21 protein-coding genes, 1 tRNA gene and 2 pseudogenes are annotated in these 21,772 nt (G+C 38.6%); 12 read left to right on the forward strand and 12 right to left on the reverse strand.

Features of this window, described 5'->3' with window-relative positions:
* The 3 genes and pseudogenes from QMD71_05960 to QMD71_05970 all read left to right on the forward strand — a co-directional run.
* Window positions 1-1,038, forward strand: a 1,038-nt coding sequence (locus QMD71_05960) for a T9SS type A sorting domain-containing protein (protein ID MDI6840373.1), incomplete at its 5' end; no start/stop codon positions are given.
* Between the two features lie 420 nt (window positions 1,039-1,458).
* A pseudogene (locus QMD71_05965) lies at window positions 1,459-1,743 on the forward strand (MBL fold metallo-hydrolase).
* Between the two features lie 210 nt (window positions 1,744-1,953).
* Entirely contained in the window at window positions 1,954-2,295 is a 342-nt protein-coding gene (locus QMD71_05970) for a T9SS type A sorting domain-containing protein (protein MDI6840374.1), read from the forward strand.
* A gap of 99 nt (window positions 2,296-2,394) precedes the next feature.
* Here QMD71_05970 and QMD71_05975 read toward each other — a convergent pair whose 3' ends face one another.
* The 7 genes from QMD71_05975 to gcvPB form a co-directional block, all read right to left on the reverse strand.
* Window positions 2,395-3,540: a hypothetical protein gene (locus QMD71_05975; protein ID MDI6840375.1), complete on the reverse strand. Its 1,146-nt coding sequence runs from the start codon at window positions 3,538-3,540 to the stop codon at window positions 2,395-2,397.
* Window positions 3,541-3,582: 42 nt separating this feature from the next.
* Window positions 3,583-3,804 (reverse strand): YgiT-type zinc finger protein, encoded by a 222-nt coding sequence (locus QMD71_05980; GenBank protein MDI6840376.1) that lies wholly within the window; start codon window positions 3,802-3,804, stop codon window positions 3,583-3,585.
* 68 nt (window positions 3,805-3,872) lie between these two features.
* Complete coding sequence (locus QMD71_05985; GenBank protein ID MDI6840377.1) at window positions 3,873-5,636, reverse strand: glutamate mutase L; 1,764 nt, start codon at window positions 5,634-5,636, stop codon at window positions 3,873-3,875.
* Window positions 5,637-5,645: 9 nt separating this feature from the next.
* A complete protein-coding gene (locus QMD71_05990) occupies window positions 5,646-6,308 on the reverse strand; it encodes a site-specific DNA-methyltransferase (GenBank protein ID MDI6840378.1) in 663 nt (220 codons plus the stop codon).
* Between the two features lie 121 nt (window positions 6,309-6,429).
* On the reverse strand, window positions 6,430-6,528 hold the full coding sequence (locus QMD71_05995; protein ID MDI6840379.1) for a ThaI family type II restriction endonuclease: 99 nt from the start codon (window positions 6,526-6,528) through the stop codon (window positions 6,430-6,432).
* A gap of 3 nt (window positions 6,529-6,531) precedes the next feature.
* Window positions 6,532-6,843 (reverse strand): hypothetical protein, encoded by a 312-nt coding sequence (locus QMD71_06000; protein MDI6840380.1) that lies wholly within the window; start codon window positions 6,841-6,843, stop codon window positions 6,532-6,534.
* Between the two features lie 37 nt (window positions 6,844-6,880).
* Window positions 6,881-8,341 (reverse strand): aminomethyl-transferring glycine dehydrogenase subunit GcvPB, encoded by a 1,461-nt coding sequence (gene gcvPB, locus QMD71_06005; protein ID MDI6840381.1) that lies wholly within the window; start codon window positions 8,339-8,341, stop codon window positions 6,881-6,883.
* Window positions 8,342-8,404: 63 nt separating this feature from the next.
* Between gcvPB and QMD71_06010 the strand changes: the two are divergent.
* From QMD71_06010 to QMD71_06050, 9 genes and pseudogenes are all read left to right on the forward strand, one after another.
* A pseudogene (locus QMD71_06010) lies at window positions 8,405-9,790 on the forward strand (UPF0182 family protein).
* Complete coding sequence (locus QMD71_06015; protein MDI6840382.1) at window positions 9,783-10,946, forward strand: UPF0182 family protein; 1,164 nt, start codon at window positions 9,783-9,785, stop codon at window positions 10,944-10,946. The pseudogene QMD71_06010 and the gene QMD71_06015 overlap by 8 nt, the downstream one beginning before the upstream one ends.
* Window positions 10,947-11,073: 127 nt before the next feature.
* A tRNA-Gln gene (locus QMD71_06020) sits at window positions 11,074-11,145 on the forward strand.
* Between the two features lie 73 nt (window positions 11,146-11,218).
* A complete protein-coding gene (locus QMD71_06025) occupies window positions 11,219-11,878 on the forward strand; it encodes a hypothetical protein (GenBank protein ID MDI6840383.1) in 660 nt (219 codons plus the stop codon).
* An 11-nt stretch (window positions 11,879-11,889) separates the two neighbouring features.
* Complete coding sequence (tsaD, locus tag QMD71_06030) at window positions 11,890-12,867, forward strand: tRNA (adenosine(37)-N6)-threonylcarbamoyltransferase complex transferase subunit TsaD (protein MDI6840384.1); 978 nt, start codon at window positions 11,890-11,892, stop codon at window positions 12,865-12,867.
* Window positions 12,864-13,730 (forward strand): hypothetical protein, encoded by an 867-nt coding sequence (locus QMD71_06035; protein MDI6840385.1) that lies wholly within the window; start codon window positions 12,864-12,866, stop codon window positions 13,728-13,730. Before tsaD ends, QMD71_06035 begins: the two co-directional genes overlap by 4 nt.
* Window positions 13,731-13,733: 3 nt before the next feature.
* Window positions 13,734-14,525, forward strand: coding sequence for a polysaccharide deacetylase family protein (locus tag QMD71_06040; protein ID MDI6840386.1), 792 nt, complete (start codon window positions 13,734-13,736; stop codon window positions 14,523-14,525).
* 19 nt (window positions 14,526-14,544) lie between these two features.
* Window positions 14,545-14,994 carry an Hsp20/alpha crystallin family protein gene (locus QMD71_06045; protein MDI6840387.1) on the forward strand — a complete coding sequence of 150 codons (450 nt, stop codon included), beginning with the start codon at window positions 14,545-14,547 and terminating at the stop codon, window positions 14,992-14,994.
* Window positions 14,995-15,117: 123 nt separating this feature from the next.
* Complete coding sequence (locus QMD71_06050) at window positions 15,118-16,500, forward strand: phosphomannomutase/phosphoglucomutase (GenBank protein MDI6840388.1); 1,383 nt, start codon at window positions 15,118-15,120, stop codon at window positions 16,498-16,500.
* 17 nt (window positions 16,501-16,517) lie between these two features.
* Here QMD71_06050 and rsfS read toward each other — a convergent pair whose 3' ends face one another.
* From rsfS to QMD71_06075, 5 genes are read right to left on the reverse strand one after another with little or no spacing between them, the layout of a single operon-like run.
* Complete coding sequence (rsfS, locus tag QMD71_06055) at window positions 16,518-16,859, reverse strand: ribosome silencing factor (GenBank protein ID MDI6840389.1); 342 nt, start codon at window positions 16,857-16,859, stop codon at window positions 16,518-16,520.
* A complete protein-coding gene (locus QMD71_06060) occupies window positions 16,856-17,362 on the reverse strand; it encodes a LytR C-terminal domain-containing protein (protein MDI6840390.1) in 507 nt (168 codons plus the stop codon). Before QMD71_06060 ends, rsfS begins: the two co-directional genes overlap by 4 nt.
* A 39-nt stretch (window positions 17,363-17,401) precedes the next feature.
* Complete coding sequence (locus QMD71_06065; protein ID MDI6840391.1) at window positions 17,402-18,193, reverse strand: sugar phosphate nucleotidyltransferase; 792 nt, start codon at window positions 18,191-18,193, stop codon at window positions 17,402-17,404.
* A 9-nt stretch (window positions 18,194-18,202) separates the two neighbouring features.
* A complete protein-coding gene (locus QMD71_06070) occupies window positions 18,203-21,418 on the reverse strand; it encodes a PDZ domain-containing protein (protein ID MDI6840392.1) in 3,216 nt (1,071 codons plus the stop codon).
* Window positions 21,418-21,762 carry an aspartate 1-decarboxylase gene (locus QMD71_06075; GenBank protein ID MDI6840393.1) on the reverse strand — a complete coding sequence of 115 codons (345 nt, stop codon included), beginning with the start codon at window positions 21,760-21,762 and terminating at the stop codon, window positions 21,418-21,420. The genes QMD71_06070 and QMD71_06075 overlap by 1 nt, the downstream gene beginning before the upstream one ends.
* Window positions 21,763-21,772 lie beyond the last annotated feature (10 nt).

Below are 21,772 nucleotides of genomic sequence, written 5' to 3' on the forward strand. Positions count from 1 at the left end.
TCAACTAACAGCTGGGCAACAAAAGCCAATATGACGACTGCACGTCTTTTCTTAGGGGTAGCAGAAGTGGGTTCCAAAATATACGCAATAGGAGGATGGGTGTACGGGGCACCTAATGTTCTTGCTACAAACGAGGAATACGACCCGTCAACTGATAGCTGGACGACAAAAGAGCCTCTACCAACTGCACGCCGTTCAATGGGAGTAGCAGCAGTGGGTGGCAAGATATATGTTATCGGAGGATGGGATGGTACTAACAGCTTTGCTACAAACGAGGAATACGACCCTGCAACTGATGGCTGGACAGTAAGGGAGCCTATGCTGGCTGCAAGGAGTGGGCATGTAGCAGTGGCAGTGAATGATATGATATATGCTATTGGAGGGGGAGTGGCAGGTCCGGGTACTGCTAATGAGGAATATGACCCTGCATCCGACCTTTGGACAGTGATGGCGCCTATGCCAACTGCACGACTCGCAATTGGGGGAGCCGAAGCAGGTGGTAAGGTATACATTATTGGGGGAACTGATGGTACTAATGCTCTTGCCATAAATGAAGAGTATGACCCAGTAGCTGATAGTTGGGCGACAAGAGCAGCTATGCCAACTGCAAGATACCAGCCAGCAGTTGCTGCAGTGACTACTGGTAAAACAGCAGCAATCGTGAAGATATATGTTATTGGAGGCTTTACTGGACAAGAATTTCTTAATACTAATGAGGAATATACTCCTGGTGTAGGGATTGAAGATATTGAGATTGATGTTCCAATATGCGAATTAAGTATAGCCCCTACTGTATCTTGTAGAGATTTTAATATAAGTTATAGTATCAAAGAGCCATCTTTCATCAGTGTTAAGATATACGATGCTTCTGGTAGGCTTGTATGTACCTTAGTTGACGGATTAGCAAATGCCGGTTCTTATAGAGGGCATTGGGATGCAAGAGGTGCGACCTCAAGTAGTGTTGAGTCAGGTGTATATTTTTGCCAGCTTACAGTAGATAACAATAGTGTGACTAAGAAAATGATTGTGATGAGGTGATACCTTAAGGTGTCATGCTGAACCCTTCGCTATTGCTCAGGACAGGCTCAGTGAAGCATCTTAATGTAGAGGAGTATACAGGATACAAGGATTAGTGAATAGAAAAGGTAAAATGCAAAATTGCGTATCCATGCGATAGGAAGATAGTTTTACCATTTTTAGAAATGAAAGGAACGCCCCAAAGTTTAGTAAAAAGGAGGTGAATAAAGACGAACAGGTATAAAAGAGTGAGTACCACGAGGATGAGAATACCACAGCTACTGGTTGGGACTGTGTTTTAGTATTACTGTGTGTGAAAATCTCTGCTGATTGCACAGCAATGTTCATTTCAAATGAGGGTGTGAGAATTACTTCAGGTGAAAAAGTGCTGTTCATAGATGCGTTTTTTCAGGGAGGGATGACCCCGGTGAAGCTACAGAAGCTGATATTATTTTTGTTACCCATTCCCATTTCGACCATTTTGATGCTAATAATGTTATACAAGTAGCTAACAATACAGGTGCTAAAGTGGTTGCTGGAAACGATGTGATGCAGCATCTTACCGGTCAGGTACCGCAAGAGCAGCTAATATTGGTTCAGCCATCGGAGAGTAATTATGTTAGTATAGATGTTGATGAAGTCCATGTAGAGAGTTACAGATACGACGCACATCCAAGTAACAATTATTTTATCACAGTGGGCGGATGCTGTATATATCATCCTGGTGATTATGGAGTTAGGTACGAATATCCTTATAACTTTGCACAGAACAACAAGGTTAATCTCGCCTTCTGTGCATGCAGGTGTAGTCCAATTGACCCCAATTCAATGCTATCAGAGGTACTCACTACTTATCCTAATGCTGAGTATTTAGTTGGCATACACTTTGGAGACGAGGCACGTTGTTATCATGTACCAACGAGTGAAAGTAGTATCATGCATCGTGGCGATACTATCGTCGTATCAAGCCAGGGGATTACAGATATCTCTCATACTCACAGCAGAACCATTCTATATGGAAACTTACCTAACCCATTCAACAGGTATACAACAATCAGTTACCAGCTACCTTGTGACCAAAATGTGACACTTGTGATTTATGATGTCACAGGAAAGCTGATAAGGATATTAAGCGATAATTTTGAAACTAATGGATTACATAACATTCGCTGGGATGGACAAAATTCTGATGGAATAGAGAGTCCACCAGGTATATATTTCTCTGTACTTAATGGTGGAAGTTCTTCTCAGACACATAAAATGTTGAAAATCAAGTAAAGGAGACTTTTTGGGCGTTTCTTTATAACTCTTCATTCACCATATTTGAAAATTTTGTAGTGGCGTATTGCTACTACATTCAATCTGTTCGACCATCTCCTATTCCTCAATCATCTCAATATTTGCACGTGGTAGAGTTATACGATTGCCATCGTCAAGTTCTACTTCAACGACCCTAACTTTAGCACCTGTCTCTATAAGCTGAAGTTCTGATGGTAAAGCAGTCACCTTACCAATTTGACCAAAGTTGGGCTCTCGAATAATTCTCACTTTTGAACCTACTTCAACTCCCTTTGAGTCCCGACTTTGTCGGGATTGAGTTACTGCTTCTTCTCTAATTTCGTGTACCTCTTCATCAAGCGGTATGATTACTTCCGGTCTCAACACACCCGCCCTTATCTGGGTAGCGCCATTTATTGAGACTTTCTTTCCTTCGTGTGCACACAAGAGGTCAAAAGTCCTCTGTGCCATATTCATTGGACCGAAGCCTTCAGTAACAATAACTGTTATCCCCTTTTGCTCTGTCCCGGTTATAGCAACTCCAATCTCGTAGCCTAAGAAGTCTTTTATATCTTTATCAGCTATACCACCAACTACAATCCCTTTACAGCCACATTCAACTGCCTTTTGTAATACTTCGTGTGTCACAAGTGAGCCCCCTATAATTACTTTACCTTTAAGGTCTTCAGATATATCATCTTTTGTCAAAACTGTTGTCGGCTTTTCTGCCACTTTTGCAAGTATTCCATGAGTCTCGCCTCCTATCCCAAATATACCCTGAACAAACGCTCCTGTGGTCTCAACTGCTACCCCTTCATTTGGAAAGACTTCTGTCACAATCCCATCTATATAGGCGTTTATTTCTACAAGAGTGGGTGGATGCCTTAATATTGCTTGACCTGTAATTTTGGATACACTTTCAAGAGTCCCATCTATAGGTGAAGTTACAGTAGTCTTCAGCAACCCAAATACTCCCTTTGTTTGTGCTATTATTTCACCCTTTTTTAATGTATCACCCGGATGTTTTATAAGGTAATGATCAACATCCTCAGGTAGTACTCCCAACAGGCCACCAACATTAAGTGGCTCAACATCTCCAGGTAGCTGTGTCCGTGCTACAATTGTGTCTGCACTCACTTTACCTGCTACCCATGCCACTACCTGCCCTTTTATTGGTAGCCTTCTTTCTTTACGAATACGAGCCCTCGGTGTAATCTTAAGACCCGGAGTGTATGCATGCGCCATGTTAAATTTTTAATTAGTTTTTATTTTTATATCCAAATTATTTTAAATATATTCGAATACAGGAACCTGAATATGAGTCTCTGCCTCTTTTCTATTGATAAGCTCGTAAACCCGTGAAGTAACTTCTTGGCTCATCACCTTCTCGCCGCATCTTTCACAGACATAAGCAGGTATACTCCTCACTACATATGTCTCACTATCCACACATATCTCAATACTTGCACTTTTAAACTCCATCTTACCCCTGCAATAAAGGCACTTCATAATATCTTTCTCTGCTTCGCAAAATCTCTTATTTGAGTCTCAATTTCTATGATTTTCACTATACAAAATTAATATACCTTAAGAGCTGTAAACCACTTATTGAGTTTATTAATCCGTTCCTTCTTATCCTCTGGCAGTTTAAATGGTCTACCTCTTGCATCTATAATAATCCCTACTTCACCGCCTTCAATTTCTCTATTCACTTTCTTGCCTTTACCTTCACCAATATCAAATTCTCTCTCAGGTGTAATCTCAGCCTCTTCTTTTCCTTTAAGTGGTATAATGGCGACATCGCCAAAATTTACCTTTATTTCTGCACCCTTTACCTTAATAGTCACACACAGCTTACCTTCTTTCCCTATTCCTACAGGTGCTATACAAGTTCCAAGTCTAACAAGGCAGTCCTTATCAAACACCTCCATCGCCGCTTTATTATGTACTGTCGCTAATACACCAAGATGAGGCATCATAAAGATAGAATCCACTGTTAGCATCGTTATTCCTTCTGGTAGGTATGAGTCTATAAGCATAAGTGCCGCCTGTACCCTTCTTGGTGCATGTGATAACACACCACCTGACCCAATTATTAAATTAAGGGCTTGCATATCAATAAGAGACTCGCCAGTTACCTTTTGTGCAAATGTGTCTGAAATAGTCCGTCTTTGCTGTACTCCTTTTAACCCTACAGCCATCGTTTTATGGTGCTCAAATGCCAATCTTATAGCTTCCCTTGCTATTGCTTGCTCTATCTTTAACTCATCAAGTGTCGAAGGTATAGTAGTAGGTCTTATCATTTTGTTACGAATACGATTCCTTAGGTCTTTTTCATCTATCTCAAATGGTATCCATCTAGCTATATTTTCTATACCAGTCTCAGCTAACACATTTGATATTGAATAACTCATACCGAGATTAGCTGATACTGTTCTGTTGAATACACCTGTAAACACAGAGAATACATCTGTCGTCGCTCCCCCTATATCTACACCTATAACATTTATACCCTGTGTCTTCCCAACCATCTCAACTAATGAACCAACAGCACCAGGAGTCGGCATTATAGGGGCATCAGTCCATTTCATTAATTTTGGATACCCAGGAGCGTGTGCCATTACATGTTCCATATAGAGTTCATGAATCTTATTCCTTGCAGGTATAAGATTTTCGACCTCAAGTACTGGTCTTATGTTATCAACTATAGAAAATGCAGTCTTATCTTTTAAAGTCTTATCTATTATCTCTCTTGCCTCTTTGTTTCCAGCATATACTACAGGTAGCGAATAATCTGTACCAAACCTTGGTTTCGGCTCCGCTGCCCTGATTAGTTCAGCAAGCTCTACTACATGAGATACTGTGCCGCCATCTACTCCACCTGAAAGTAGTATCATATCAGGTCTGAGCTGGCGTAATATTTCTATTCGCTGGTGTGGTAGTCTACCATCATTTGATGCTATTGTTTCCATCACAATAGCACCTGCCCCAAGAGCGGCACGGGCGGCTGACTCTGCAGTCATTGATTTAACAACACCCGCCACCGTCATCTGTAAGCCACCACCAGCTGATGAAGTAGAGACATATATGTCTACACCTTCATGTTCATTTTTTCTTGGTTTTATAATAGTTTCGCCATCAAGTATCTTCTTACCAGTAAGTTCCTCTACTTCTCTTATTGAGTTAAGGACACCACGAGTCACATCCTCAAATGGTGCCTCCACTGTTGTAGGAGCTTCACCTCTTACAACTAATCTATATTCTTCACCACGCTTTTCTATCAGTATTGCTTTTGTAGTTGTACTACCACAGTCAGTAGCTAATATAGTATTTATCTCCATAAGGTTACCTTATTTAAACAACTTTAGAGTGTTAAAATTTGATGAACACTCCTTAATCCGCCTTTCTGCTAACTTCACATATTCTTCATTGATTTCATATCCTATATAGTGGCGACTTGTTCTTATAGCCGCAATTGCAGTCTGTCCACTTCCTATAAACGGGTCCAAGACTATCTCTCCCTCAAAGGTATAAAGTTGAATCAATCTATACGGCAACTCCAATGGAAAAGGGGCAGGATGCCCAATTTTTGTTGCCGGCTCCGCAGCAAATGTCCAGACACTCTTGGTAAATTCAAGAAATTCAGCCTTAGAAATAGTGCTCTTTCTCCCCATGTTTTCTCTTGTAAACATACCCTTAGAGAAGACTAATATATATTCGTGAATATCCCTCAATGTCGGATTCTTAGCAGAAAGCCAGCTCCCCCAAGCAGTAGAAGGACTGCCACTTGAAGCTTTACTCCAGATGAGTTCGCTCCTCATCAAAAAACCTAAATCAAGCATATCCTCAACAAACTCTGGCGGAATGCAATTTTCTACATACTTGACTGCTTCCTCCTTAGGCAATCCTTCGTATAATCTACTTGTATAGAAAGGGGTGGAGTCATGGTTGACCCTCCCAGGAGAGCCAAAAGCACTCGTTTTTGTGCCCCTTTTTCTTTGATTAAGTCCCATTTTAGTCTTCTCTCCAGATGTCAACCCATCTTTTATAAGAATTAAATTCTATCTTTGCTCTTTGCCATTTTGGTGGCACAGGCATCTTACCTGTGTTCCATGCCATTTTATCACCATGCTCTTAGACAGTCCATATCAGTTTAACACCACCAAAACTTTTGCCTGTAATTGTCTTAATGGATACAGACTCCTCAAACAATTTTGTATCCACTGTAGACATTCTTTACTTCTCTAATTTCTCAATTGCCTGAATTAAGTACTCAACACTTTCCCTTTTTTCTAACACTTTTTGTATTCTGCCATAAACTTGGGTAGGCAATATACTCTGCACTATTGGTTCAAAGAATAGCAGTACTTGAGACCCAATAAAGTTTAAGTATTTAACGGATTCAAGAAATGTTATTGCCGGGACAGTAAGTCTCTTATCCACTATACCTTTAGCAATTTTTTTAAGTAATTCCGATTCGTCAGAAGTAAGTTTCGTATCTTCTTCCTTAATTGCAAACGCCCTCTTTAGACTATTAAGAATGCTCATTAGATTCTTCGCTTCGCTCAGAATGACAGGATGATAATCAACTGTAAAATTTTACATCTAACTCTCTTGCTGCTTTTACTTCATCCAGCCTGCGTACAGGAGTGTTATGAGGTGCACTCCTTAAAATATCAGGGTTTTCTCTTGCTTCTTTATCAATCTTTATCATTGCATCTATAAAGCTATCCAGTGTCTCAATACTTTCTGTCTCTGTTGGCTCAATCATCAATGCCTCATGCACTATCAGCGGAAAGTATATGGTTGGTGGATGAAATCCGTAGTCAAGCAGCCTTTTTGCAATATCAAGTGTCTTTATTCCAAGTGCTTTCTGTTTATCTCCTGATAACACAAATTCGTGCATACACGGTCCTGGATACGGTAGTTCATAGTACTCTTTTAACACTGTCATTAGATAATTTGCGTTTATTACAGCATTTTCGGCTACTCCCTTCAACCCATTTGCACCAAGCATCTTTATATAAGCGTAGGCTTTGACGCAGACACCAAAATTACCGTAAAAGCTGTGCACCCTACCAATTGAGTCAGGAAAGTCGTAAGATAACTTATATTCATTTTTGATTTTCTCGACTCTTGGCACAGGCAAAAATGGTTCAAGGAAGCCCTTCACTCCTATACCGCCACCTCCTGGACCTCCAGTGCCATGTGGTGTTCCAAATGTCTTATGTAGATTAAAGTGCATTATATCAAACCCCATATCAGATGGTTTTGTAATTCCTAAAAATGCGTTGAGATTGGCACCATCAAGATATAATAGACCACCATTTTCGTGCACAATTTTAGCAATCTCGTCTATTTGGGATTCGAAAAGACCGAGTGTATTTGGAATAGTAAGCATTAGACAGGCAACATCTGTTCCCATTGCTTTACATAGAGTGTTGAGGTCAACTAATCCATACTCATTTGACTTTATAGAAATAGGCTCAAATCCTGTAAGTACAGAGGATGCAGGATTTGTACCATGTGCTGAATCCGGTATAAGTATTTTGTTTCTATTTTCGCCCCTCTTATTAAAATATTTACGTACGATAAGTAAAGAAGCAAGCTCTGAGTGCGCGCCAGCTACAGGTTGTAGTGATACATTATCCATACCACTAATTTCGGTAAGTAATCTTTCAAGCTCGTAAATAAGTTCAAGGCTACCCTGGACAGTAGATTCAGGCTGTAAAGGGTGCAACTCTGTAAACCCAGGTAGTCTTGCAATATACTCATTTACTTTTGGGTTATATTTCATTGTACAGGAACCAAGTGGATAGAAGCCACGTTCTATATGGTAATTTAATGTAGATAAGTTAGTAAAATGACGCATAACTTCAGGCTCTGATAGTTCTGGCAGTCTCGGTATAGATTGACGTTGGTATTCTTTAGGAATATCTACCTGCGGTACATCTAAATCAGGTAATGTGTATGCTTTTCTTCCAGGTCTTGATAACTCAAAACTCAACTTGTCCACAGGATACTGCGTAAGGTCGTACCTCTCCATATTTTAATTGTATATACCATTTACTTTTTGTCAAGTCCAAATTGTGAGGATACTGAAAAAGAGATGCTTGGGTTCATTATATTTCTTTGCTATATTGCTTCTTTTATACCTATTATCAAGGTAGCTATACGGGCATCAAATCTACCATGGATAGAGGTTAACTGGAAGCGTCCAATTTTATACACTGTATTAGTGGCTGTTACTCTTACAATAATACTTGTGCTATTACGAGTATATACAGAAGTTTTATGGTTTAACAAATTTGGATTTACCCAAAGATACTGGAAAGTGATTTACACATCCTGGTGCCTATTTGGCTTATTTGGAATAGTTGCATTTGGATTCATGCGCTGGAATCTTAAACCTATTAGCTCAATTATAGCTGGAGGTAAACTCATCCATACCTGGCTACCCATTATTATTGGCATCGTTTTTGGCCTTATCGCAAGTACCAAATGGCATACAACCCTCCTCTATACTAATAAAATACTGTCCGGGGTTGTTGACCCAATATTTGGTAAGGATGTTAGCTTTTACTTATTTTCACTCCCATTCTGGGTATTCGTTAGCTCATGAGGGTTGGGATTATTCTTTCTCACTCTTATAATAATTGAAGCCTTCTACATTCCTAATAGATTAATAAATATAGGTGTCCGTCATGGTGCATTGATTGGGGTAGCCATCCTTGCTGTAATTATATGTAAAACTATATTAGCACAGTATAACTTACTTTACTCTACTCGTGGTGTAGTATTTGGTGCCTCCTATGCAGATGTGCATGCACAAATCTGGGCTTATAGGATATTTGCAATAATTACTTTTGTAGTCCTATTACTACTAATTTTAGGCAAAACACAAAAATTAGTATCAACTGCACTTGGTAGCTGGGCTGGTGCCTGGCTTATTGTCATAGTGATATACCCAAATTTTGTACAGTATTTTGGGGTGAAGCCAAACGAACTGGCACGTGAGTCCCTATATATTAAGAATAACATAGCATTCACTCGCTTAGGTTACAATATTGTAAGCGTAGAGGAGAAAGATTTTAAGCCTGAGCCTATCACACCTCTCACAATTAGGCGCAATTCTCCTACTTTTAATAATATTAGGCTATGGGACCCAAGGGCATTACTCAGCACTTATAACCAACTGCAAGAGATAAGGTTATACTACCAGTTTGAGAAAGTAGATATAGATAGATACTGGATTGGCGGGAAATATACACAGGTGATGCTTGCACCACGTGAGATAGACCAGTCCAAATTACCAAAACCATCAAAAACATGGATTAATGAGCGATTCAAATATACCCATGGATATGGGGTTTGCTTAAATCCAGTAAATGAATTTACAGAGGAAGGCTTCCCTAACCTATTGATAAAAGATATACCACCAAAAAGTGAAATACCAGAACTACAGGTGACCCAACCTGAGATATATTATGGGTGAACTCACTTATCCACCTGTATTTACAAATACACTTACTGAGGAATTTGATTACCCAAAGGGAGACAAAAATGTATACTGTACCTATGAAGGTGATGGTGGAATACCATTATTAAACTTTTTGCGTAAATTTGCTTTTGCACTTAGATTTGATGGGATAAAACTTTTATTAGCTAAATATCTAACACCTAAGTCAAGAATAATGTTCAGACGCCAAATTACTCATAGGGTGCTCCGTATAGCACCATTCTTACGATATGATGCTGACCCATACATTGTGATATCAAAAGAGGGTAAACTATTCTGGTTATGGGATGCATATACAATATCAAGTAGATTTCCTTATTCAGAAAGATTTGCCTTCCAAGGGGATACAATAAATTATATACGTAACTCAGTAAAAGTTTTAATTGACGCTTACAATGGAGGAGTTAAATTCTTTGTCTTTGATACAAAAGACCCAATCATACGCACCTGGTCAAATATATTCCCGTCACTTTTCTTTCCAAAGGCAGAATTTCCGACCGACTTATTACAGCATTTAAGGTATCCAGAAGATTTGCTATCCCTACAAGCAAGAGTTTATGCAACTTACCATATGACAGACCCAAATGTATTCTATAACAAAGAGGACTTATGGAGTATTGCACAGGAAGTATATATTGAACGGACACAACCAATGCTTCCTTATTATGTTATTGTAAAGCTGGATAAGGAGATTGAGTTTATACAAATGATACCATTTAATCCAGTGGGTAAAAACAACCTTATTGCTTGGCTTGCAGGTAGGTGTGATGGTGAATTCTATGGAACACTTCTGGCATACAAATTCCCTTATGTGGAGCCACTTTATTTGCAGGCTACTGAATCAAGGATGCCAGAGCTTAAGAAAGTAATTGTGGCATCAGGTGATAGATTAGTTTGGGCAGATAACTTTTCAGGTGCTATCCACAATTTGATAACTGAGTACAGGGCTCCTGTAACAAAGCGTGAAGAAGTGGGTATTGAGGAAGTAGGTATTCACGACTTAATTGGGGCTGCACTCATGCACTTCAATCGCTATAAAGAACTGGTTGGCGAAGGTAAGTTTAAAGAGGCAGGTGATGAGCTTTACAAATTGGAAGCTACCCTTAAAAGAGCTGCAAAGCAAAGAAAATGAAAAAGTGTAAAATAATCAGTAAGTGAAAATACAGACCCTCCATTTGAAGTAAGTAGGCATCCCTCAACCTGAAAACGAATTTAAAGCTTGACTTTCAAGTACGACTTTATATAATATTTACAAGGTTTGGGGGGTCGTCCAATTGGCAGGACACAGGACTCTGGATCCTGGTATTGGGGTTCGAATCCCTACCCCCCAGATAACAAAATTAAATATATTTTACTTATAATTTTTATTGCAATTTTTAAATTTTATATTAAAGTTTAATTACTATGCCGAAGTGGGTAACTGTGAATTTGGGAATAAAAATTCTATCATTTTTTATTGCCCTACTTATTTGGTTCTATGTTATAACTGAGAGGGTATATGAAGAAATACTTACAGTACCTGTAATTTGCACTCATTTAAGAGAAGGGCTAGTTTTTACTAAACCGTTACCAGCATCAGTCAAAGTAAAAATTAAAGGAAAAGGTAAAGAACTTATAAGATTGAGATTTGGAGAAAGTGTTAAGATATCTTTGGATTTCAGTGAGGCAAAGCTTGGCTGGAGTCGTATTGAGTTTAAAAAGGAAGATGTCAGCCTCCCTTACTGGTCTAAAATTGAAGTAATAGATGAGCCAACTCCAAATAGCTTTGTTGTCCGAATTGACAAAAAAGTTAGGAAGTGGGTTAAAATTGTCCCCCGCCTGCCAAAGAACTTGTTCGGCGAGCAGGCAAATTTGATTCCTATATATGAGGCTGAAATAGTTCCAAGAATGATAGAAATTTCAGGTGGAAGTGCAGACATTCATCCTATATCTATACTTCACACAGAGGAAATAGTTACACACCATGAGCCTCCAGAGACATTGAAAGTAAAGATTGAAGTCCCAGATGGCGCAAAAGCATCTGTTGATTCTGTTACTGTAATCCTAAAAAAGAAGGAATTATAACAGTTATTGGTATCGATACTTCTTGCGACGATACCTCTGCTGCTTGTATAAGAGGTAAGCAAATCCTATCAAATATTGTCTTTTCACAGCTATTTCATTCCAGATATGGAGGTGTGGTACCCGAACTTGCCTCAAGAGATCATATTAAAAATATCGTCCCTGTGGTAGAGGAGGCACTTAAACCTGTAAATCTATCGGAGCTAAATGGTATTGGAGTAACTTACGGACCCGGTCTCATCGGCTCCTTACTTATTGGGCTTTCGTTTGCAAAATCGATTAGTTATGTACTTAGGATTCCATTTTATGGGGTAAACCACATTGAAGGTCACATATTCTCTTTATTTATTGAGAGAGAGATTAAAACACCATTTGTTGCACTTATAGTATCAGGTGCACATACAGAACTTATACTTGTAAAAAGGAAAGGGAATTATAAACTTATAGGCACTACTTTAGATGATGCAGCTGGTGAGTCATTTGATAAGGTTGCAAGACTGCTCGGTTTCACCTATCCTGGTGGTCCGGTGATTGAAAAACTTGCTCTCAGTGGCAATCGTCAAGCAATAAGGTTTCCGAGAGCCGAAGTTGCTGGGTATGATTTTAGCTTTAGTGGACTTAAGACAGCTGTTCTTTATTACCTAAAGAAATGCAAAGCACAAAATATAAAATATAAAACTGCAGAGCTCTCAGATATAGCTGCTAGTTTTCAGGAGGCAGCTATTGATTCACTTGTAGATAAACTGATGGCTGCAGCAACCAGTTTTAAGATACCAAGAGTTGGAGTAGCTGGTGGTGTAGCAGCAAACTCAAGGCTTAGAGAGAAGTTAAAGGAGGTTGGAGAAGCTAAGGAAATAGAGGTATATTTTCCTAAAAGAGAATTTTGTACAGATAACGGAGTGATGATAGCTGTTTGTGCCCAATACTATCTCAGCAAAGGTAAGACGTCAGAGTTCTCACTTAAGGCAAATCCCGGTGCATCGCTTGTATGAAATATTATCTCATAAGAATTGGGATTATCCTAAAGAAAATACTACCTAATTTTTTAGCCTACTTAATTGCAATTACACTTGGCTATTTAGCTTATGTCATACTTGCACAAAGGAGAAAAATTCTTACACAAAATATTAAACATCTTGTAGGCTCAAATAAATTGATAGGGACACGCCATGGCGTGTCCCTACTTGTAAAAGAGACATTCGTAAATTTTGCACTCGATTATATGAACTTTCTTGCTATACCATCAATGTCAATTACTCAAATAAAAGGAATTGGTAAAGCCCAAGGGACTTCTAATCTTGACAAAGCTCTATCACTTAAAAGAGGAGTAATCCTTGTAAGCGCGCATATTGGAGCTTGGGACCTCGCAGGTTGTTTCCTTACAGCAGTCGGTTATCCAACAATTACTATTGCAGAATCAAAAGGACCGGGTGAAAAAATGTTCAAATTATATTCAAGACTGAGGGGAAAAACAGGTATGGAAGTTATCCGATTAGAAGATAGAGATGTTACAAATAGGGTGATAGAAAAATTGAAACAAAATAAAATACTCACTTTATTAGGAGATAGGGACTTAACAGGAAAAGGAGTAAAGGTAAAATTCTTGGGTAGCGAATATTTACTTCCAAAAGGACCTGCTTTATTATCTCTAAGATACGAAATTCCTATAGTTACAGGTTACTTTTTAAAAAAGAGGAAATGGTATACAGGAGTGATAGAACCTCAAATTGATTTTGTAAGAAGTGGTAATCTTAAAGAGGATATTAAGTGTTTAACTCAACTTATAGCAGAAAGATTAGAAATTGGAATAAAAACCTACCCAACTCAATGGTATGTATTTCAAATGAACTGGTAAACTATGTTACCAATCCTACTTTATCATGAGGTAACTGACTTCGACTTTAGTGGAACTTGGGTAACACCACACCAATTTGAGTCCCAAATGCGATACTTACACAAAAATGGATATACTACTATAACTCCATATGAAATTATCTCCACAGGATCCTTCGGAAATTCTAAATCTTCAATCCACAATTCCAACATATTAATCACCTTTGATGACGGCTATGAATCTTTTTATTACAAGGCGTTACCTATTCTACTAAGATACGGATTTAGGGCTACAATTTTTGTAGTCACTAATTACATTGGAAGGGAGAATCTATGGGATGTAAGTATAGGGAGGAGAAGACGTCACATTAGTTTGGCTCAGTTAGATGAACTTAAAAAATACGGCTTCATAATCGGGTCACATACAAGGATGCACCCGGACCTTACAAAAATCAGACTTAATCAAGCAAAAGATGAGATATTAAATTCAAAACTTGAACTTGAAGATAAATTAGGCAGTAAAGTAGATTTTATATCATATCCATTTGGTAGGTACAATGCCACAATTCTTGACCTTGTAAAGGAAGCCGGCTACAGGCTATCGTTTACATCAAATCCTTTTGTAAATTCAAAGTCGGTATTAGGAAGAATGGGTGTATATATAATTGACAGCTTAGCAAATTTCAAGTCAAAGCTATACAAAAAGGATAGTGTATATCGCACATTTGAGGCTACAAAATCAGTAGTTATAAATTCGCTATCACCCGGCACATGGATATGGAAAACATTGAATCCTTTTTCAAAAGGGTGCATCTAAACTTGCAGGAGGTGATAATATGGACAGGAAGTATCATCCATTGACAGAGTTTAGAGGAGTTGAAGATATAGTGGACAGGACACTTTGGCGCTTTTTCTCAGATTTCTTTCCTGGTAGGTGGAGGAGACCGTGGGCAGAGGAAATAGCACCTGCATGTGACCTCATTGATAGGGGAGACCACCTTCTACTACGAGCTGAAGTACCTGGACTTAAAAAAGAGGATTTAGAGATATCTGTGGATGAGAGTTCTATTAGTTTAAAAGGTGAGATAAAGAAAAGTACTGAGGAGAAAGGTGAAACCTATTATCGGAGCGAGCGAAGTTACGGCTCATTCTCAAGGAGTATCACTTTTCCTACCGAAATAGACTCAAGTAAGACAGATGCTACCCTAAAAGACGGTATTCTTGAAGTTAAACTACCAAAGAAGAAAGAGAAGATAGCAAAGAAGGTTGAGATTAAGATTAAGTAGGGGTTTGATTAATCAAACCCCTATAATTTGGGACTGGGCAATGAATTCCATTGCCCAGCTTTTATTTAATAATGCTTGACTAACTTGTATTGTTATAATACAATTGAATATGGTGTATGAATTATGAGAGGATTGGTGTTAAATCCAAATATATTTAGAGCATATGATATAAGGGGGGTTGCAGATGTAGACCTCACAGATGATGTTGTATATAGACTGGGTCAAGCTTACGGAACATATATAAACTCAAATCTCAAATCTCAAATCTCAAATCTCAAAGTGGGAGTTGGACAGGATGTAAGGATATCATCACCAAGAATAGCTAAATCACTTATTCGTGGAATACTGGATACAGGAGTAGATGTTGTTGACCTCGGTGTTATACCGACTCCTATTTTATACTTTTCTACCTTTTATTATAATTACGCTGGTGGCATAATGGTAACAGGGAGTCATAATCCTAAGGAATATAATGGATTCAAGATACTCAAAGGGAAAGAAACTATTTATGGAAATGAGATACAAAAACTCAAAACCGTAATGGAGGAAGGCAATTTTATAAAAGGCAAAGGTAAGTTAATTAAGCACAACCCTGTCTTAGATTATATAAATTTAGTCAAAAGTAAAGTAAAAATCAAACACACAAAGAAACTTGTAATTGACCCAGGTAATGGGACCTGTGGTCCGGTTGCATATCGCATTTTCCGTGAACTTGCCTGTGATATAGAATGTATTTATTGTGAGCCGGATGGTAATTTTCCTGCCCATTTACCTGACCCTACAATTCCTGAATATATGGAGGACTTAATAAAGAGAGTACGTACTACACAGTCAGATTTTGGCATAGGCTACGATGGTGATGGCGACCGTATAGGGGTTGTGGATGAGCTTGGTAACATAATATGGGGTGATAAATTACTCGCTCTATTTGCAAAAGATGTATTAAAGGAACACCACGGTGCCCCAATCATATTTGAAGTTAAGTGTTCTGATGGCCTTGTAGAATATATAAAATCTATGGGTGGCTTACCAATTATGTGGAAGACTGGGCACTCATTTATAAAAGCAAAAATGAAGGTAGAAAAATCACCACTCGCAGGTGAGATGTCAGGTCATATGTTTTTTGCTGACAACTACTACGGTTACGATGATGCAATATTTGCATCAATGAGACTGCTTGAAATACTGTCAAATGAAAAAAGAACTCTATCAGACCTTATAACTGAAATCCCATACTATTACTCAACACCGGAAATTCGTGTAGACTCCAAAGATGAATTAAAATTTAAACTCGTAAATTTGCTAAAGGATCATTTTAAATCCCATTACCCAGTTATAGATATAGATGGTGTAAGGATAAAGTTTACAGATGGCTGGGCTCTTGTACGTGCATCAAATACACAGCCCGTTCTTGTCATGAGGTTTGAGGCAAAAACTAAAGAAAGACTCGCACAAATAAAGAAAGAAGTAATTGACAAGTTATCTGAAATCCAACCCAATAGGTAATCTTCTATCACAAAATATCAACTAATATTTGTATCTATCCGTATTGTTGGTACATCCCCCCATATACGCTCAAGTCCATAGTAGTCACGTGCTTCTCTTAAGAAGATGTGGACTACTACATCTAAGTAATCTAATAAAATCCAATACCCGTGTGAATAACCTTCAAGATGCCACGGGGAGCCAATTTTTTCTTCAATACTCCTTGCAAGTGCTTTTGAGTGAATCTCTGAACTCGCTGTACACACAACAAAATAATTGGTTATGTCTGTTACTTTAGCAAGGTTCATAATTACAATATCTTCTGCTTTCTTAGCTTGTAAAGTGTTAGCTATAGATTGTGCTACCTTCTTTGGACTCACTTAGGATAGAGAAGACTTGAAGCCCTTTTTATTTCTTTAATTTCTTTAAAATCATTTCCAAGCACTACGGTTACTTCCAGCAGTTGTAGTGGATGCGGTTCAAAGCTAACTTTACCTTGCCGCAATGCCCTCCTTACAAAGCTTGCACTCTCAAGACTCGGATTTATTCTATCAAGTATTACTGTACTTTCTACTTCACGATTGGCATCCTCATACCCAATAATATCAAATCCTTTGGAACGTAAGAAATTGGCTGTCCGCTTTGCAAGCCCAGCCCTGTTGGTACCATTCAAAACCTCTACCCGTATTTTGCTTATCGTCTCTTTACTTGCTATGAGCCAACTTTTTACAAAACTTCTACCTGTTGAAATTAAGTAAACAATACAAAAAATGCCTATAAGTAGGAGAATTAAAGCCTGTAGTTTGTCTTTTAGTTTTGGAATATCACTAAGCTTAAGCGCATACTTACGCAGTTCTTTGATTTCTTTTTTAGAATGCTGCATTCTCTAATATGCATTAACCGCAGATAGACGCAGATTTGATTATCTGTATTCATCAGCGTTTATCAGCGGTTTCAAATAATGCCAACCTCTTGATTGAAGAATTGACTCTACCTCCGCAAGTGCCGCTTTTGTATTTATTCCGATAGTTTCATGGTAATCATCAACTTTAAATGCACAAATCTTTAATCCCATCTTACGCAATATCTCTATGGTATCAGTGAGATAGAACTCACGCTGAGCATTTGATGGTTTAACTTTATGGAGAGCATCAAACAGTGGAGCTTTCTCAAAAACATAAATACCTGTATTTACTTCACTGATTTCTTTTTCAACTTGAGAAGCATCTGCCTCTTCTACAATTCGCATAACTTCGTTTCCTTCTCTTACTATTCTTCCATATGAACTCGGGTCTGGAACTACTGCAGTAAGAATAGTAGCAACTGCTCCCTTCGCTTGATGTAACTTTATAAGCTTGTTTAATGTTAATGTAGTAAGTAGTGGGACATCGCCGCAAAGTACGAGGATTGAGCCATCAAATTCATTGAATACAGGCTGTGTACATAGGACTGCATCTCCCGTTCCTTTAGGTGGGTTCTGGACGACGAACTGAATTGGGGAGTCACACTGAGTAGGCGAAATATCGAGCAAATGTTTATTATCTATCCCTGGACTCACGACAACCACAATTTTAGACGGATTTAAACTTTTTGCAGTCTCTATCACATACGAAAGTATTGGCTTACCACAAAGGAGATGCATTACTTTTGGAATTTTTGTTTTCATCCTCTTACCTATCCCAGCAGCAAGGATGACAACTGAAAAAGGACTCATCTGTATCAATTATGGTAATGTAAGTTTTGGCTTTTTCCTGAAATCAGGTTTAAGGGGTGGATTTTTCTCTAATTCTCGTAAAACTTCCTTGATAGCTCTATCTAATTGTGTATCTACCCCTTTTACATAATCCTGCGGTTTTATGTCAACTTTAATATCTGGATCTGTACCATAATTCTCAACACCCCATCCTACATCTTTAAACCAAAAAGAGAACTCAGGCTGTGTAGTCAGTGTTCCATCTACTAACCAATTACGTGGCCAAATACCAATTACACCACCCCAAGTGCGACGACCAATCAATTTACCGAGTTTCATCAGTTTAAATGAATGGCTAAAAATATCGCCATCTGAGGCAGCATATTCATTTGTTAAGGCAACAACTGGACCACAAATAGACTCTTGCGGATAAGGTGCATAACCCATCCAGCGAGTCAAATCATATCCAAGTCTTTTACGGGCAAGTTTCTCCAACAAAAGTTGTGAAACATGGCCACCCCTAGTGAAGCGGACATCCACAATTAAACCTTCCCTATCAAGTTCTTGTAAAAAGTAGCGGTGAAATTCAGCATAGCCATCTCCCATCATATCAGGGATGTGGAGATAGCCGACCTTACCATTGCTCTTTTTATGTACATATTTCCTGTTCGATTCTACCCATTCCCGATAACGAAGTGGTGTCTCATCCTTCAATGTCTTAACACAAACAGTCCTCGGTGAACTGCCATCACTATTTGCCACAGTGAGTTGTAATTCTGTATCTACTTGATTTACTAATAATTTATTTGGTGGACAACCTCTTTCTACTTTTTGACCACCAATTGCCAAAAGCAAGTCTCCGTCTTTTACATTTACTCCAGGTCGCTTCAATGGAGGTGGATTATTTTCATCCCAAGGGTCGCCTCTTAGAATATGCTTGAACCTATAAGCATTATGTTTATTGTCATAAACCAAATCTGCACCTAAAAAGCCAAGTTTATATTGGGGTGATGGCCTATAATCACCACCAAGTTCGTAAGCATGTGATGTCCCCAATTCACCCTGCATTTCCCATATTAAATCTGAAAATTCGCTACGTGAAGCAACTCGACTTACTAAAGGACAATAACGATTAAAAACTTTCTTCCAATTTACACCTGACATGTCTTTTTGCCAGAAATATTCGCGCTGTAAGCGCCATGCTTCATGAAACATTTGTTGCCATTCAGATATTGGGTTAATTGAAACTTTTACACGTGCTAAATCAAGCCAACCACTCTCCCTGCTTGGTTTATCATCTTTTGGAAGCTCTTCTTTTGGGACTCTTTTTGTCTTTAGTACACGTAAGCGATTGCCAACACGACATATTAAGGCTGAGCCATCGCGAGAGAGTCTAAAACTTGTTACTTTATCAACAAATGTTGCTTCTTCTAATTTTTTCATATCGTATACCTTTATACAAACCTTGCTTGGCGGCTCTTTTTTGGACCATTCCATTCCACGAGTACCCTCAACTGGATATACTCCATAAAATACTTTATCTTTAGTTGCTACGATATCGGTATATATTCCTTCATCTACAGGAAATGGTACTATTCGGTCAGAAATACCTTCTATGTCAATTTTGACTTGCTTTGGCTCTGATTTTTTAGGTCCCTCTTTTTCAGCTTCTTCACCAAATCCTTTTGGCTGCGGCACAAATGGGGAGGGTAAATCTTTTTGTAAAGTAGCAAGATACGGACGCATACCTTTGGGAAAGTTTAAGTCGAAATGTATATTGTCGTAAACTGGATTAAACACACGGTTAGATAGGAAGTACAAGTATTTGCCATCCGGATCAAATACTGGTGCAATATCATACCGAACCGGCTCAGTTACCTCAAATATTTTGTAAGTTGATAACTTGCAAATTTTAATTATCTCTATCTGGCGATTTATTGCAAACGAATAAGCTACCCACCTACCATCGGGTGACCAATCAAACCCCCTGATTGGACCGTACTTGCTTTGCTCAATAACTTTTGACTTTCCAGTCAATATGTCTATCCAGATTAGTTCATGACGATGGTTTGCCAGAATTACTTCATCTTTCTTTGGGGATACGAGTAGCTCATATGGTATGCCAATATCTAAATCATTAAATGATTTTTTGGGCTTAATTCCATCAACCCAGTGTACCTCCAACTTCTGTTCACCACTCTCATCACTTACAAGTACTACACGCTTTTTGTCATTTAACCAACGAGTTAGCCGATATCGGACTCCATCAGGGACACCCTGCTGTAATACTGGGCCCTCCCAATTACCGAAGGTAAATGATTTGCCACGACTTACTAATGCTACTGAACTGCCATCACCTGATAAACTATAATCTTCAAGGTATTTATCTGCTTCCACAAATTTACGACTACGCTGTATATGTGGACTATGATATTTAATCTCAACACAGTTGGTTGATTCGTTAAGTGTGTCAAAAACATAAATATCGGCTCCCGCATGATACACAATACGCTTGTCATCAGTAGTAGCATTCCGTACATAGAACTCTTTATGGTTGGTATGCCTTCTTAAATCGGTACCAGAAGTCAGGCAAGAATAAATATTACCAATACCTTCATGGTCAGAAATAAAGTATATTCGCTTACCTATCCACATGGGATTAGCGAGGTTACCTTTTAGTTTGATAAGTGGATAAAAGTGTCCACTATTATTTTTATCTATCCAGATTTCACCAGCAGTACCGCCTCTATATCTTTTCCATCTTGCAAGGTCACCGGTATTTCTGCCAATTACTAAGCCAGTGGGTCCAAAGCTTATGGTGCGAGCAGGACCAACCTGAATCAGTTCGGGGTCACCACCTGCCCTATTAACTTTATATAAATAAAAAAGTTGTATAAATGGCTGACCAACATTGCTGGCAAACACAATGCTTTCACCACTCCAACCAACCACTAACGTTGAACTACCAAGCCAAGTCATCCTCTTTGCAAACCCACCATCGGCTGGCATCACATAAACCTCAGGATGACCCTCCTCCTGTCCTGTAAAGGCAAGCCAGTTGCCATCAGGTGAGAAAAATGGATACATAACTTCACCAAGATTTGAAGTTAGACGCCTGGCTATACCGCCTCCTAATGCAACCAACCATAAGTCATCTTCAGCCACAAATACTATTTTATCGTTATGGATAGTTGGGTACCTATAATAGCCTTTGATTTGCTGATTAGAGGATGTATCTACTCTCATTATTTTTTGATGCCATTTTTGTCATCCACTCTTACAACTTTTATATTATACAGCTTTGCACTTTCTGTATCCATAAACTCGTAGGATATGATGAGTAACTTATCTCCTATATCTCCAAGTCTTGCTGCTCCACCAAGTAAGCCACATTTACCGGGTTCACCTTTTATCACATAAGTGTCAAATCTTGCCCCATTATTTAAATTAACAACAAGAACAATCTCACCTGGTAAAATATCTGCCTCTTCAAGTACCTTAGGTGGTAATTCAATTGAGCCTTCATATTCTATAGACTTATGAGTCACTCTGAGGCCACATACTTTGGATTTACACATTACCCTTTGCATTATCTCCTCC

The organism is bacterium (assembly GCA_030018315.1).
Lineage (GTDB): Bacteria > Hydrothermota > UBA3073 > JACQXS01 > JAGMCI01 > JASEGA01.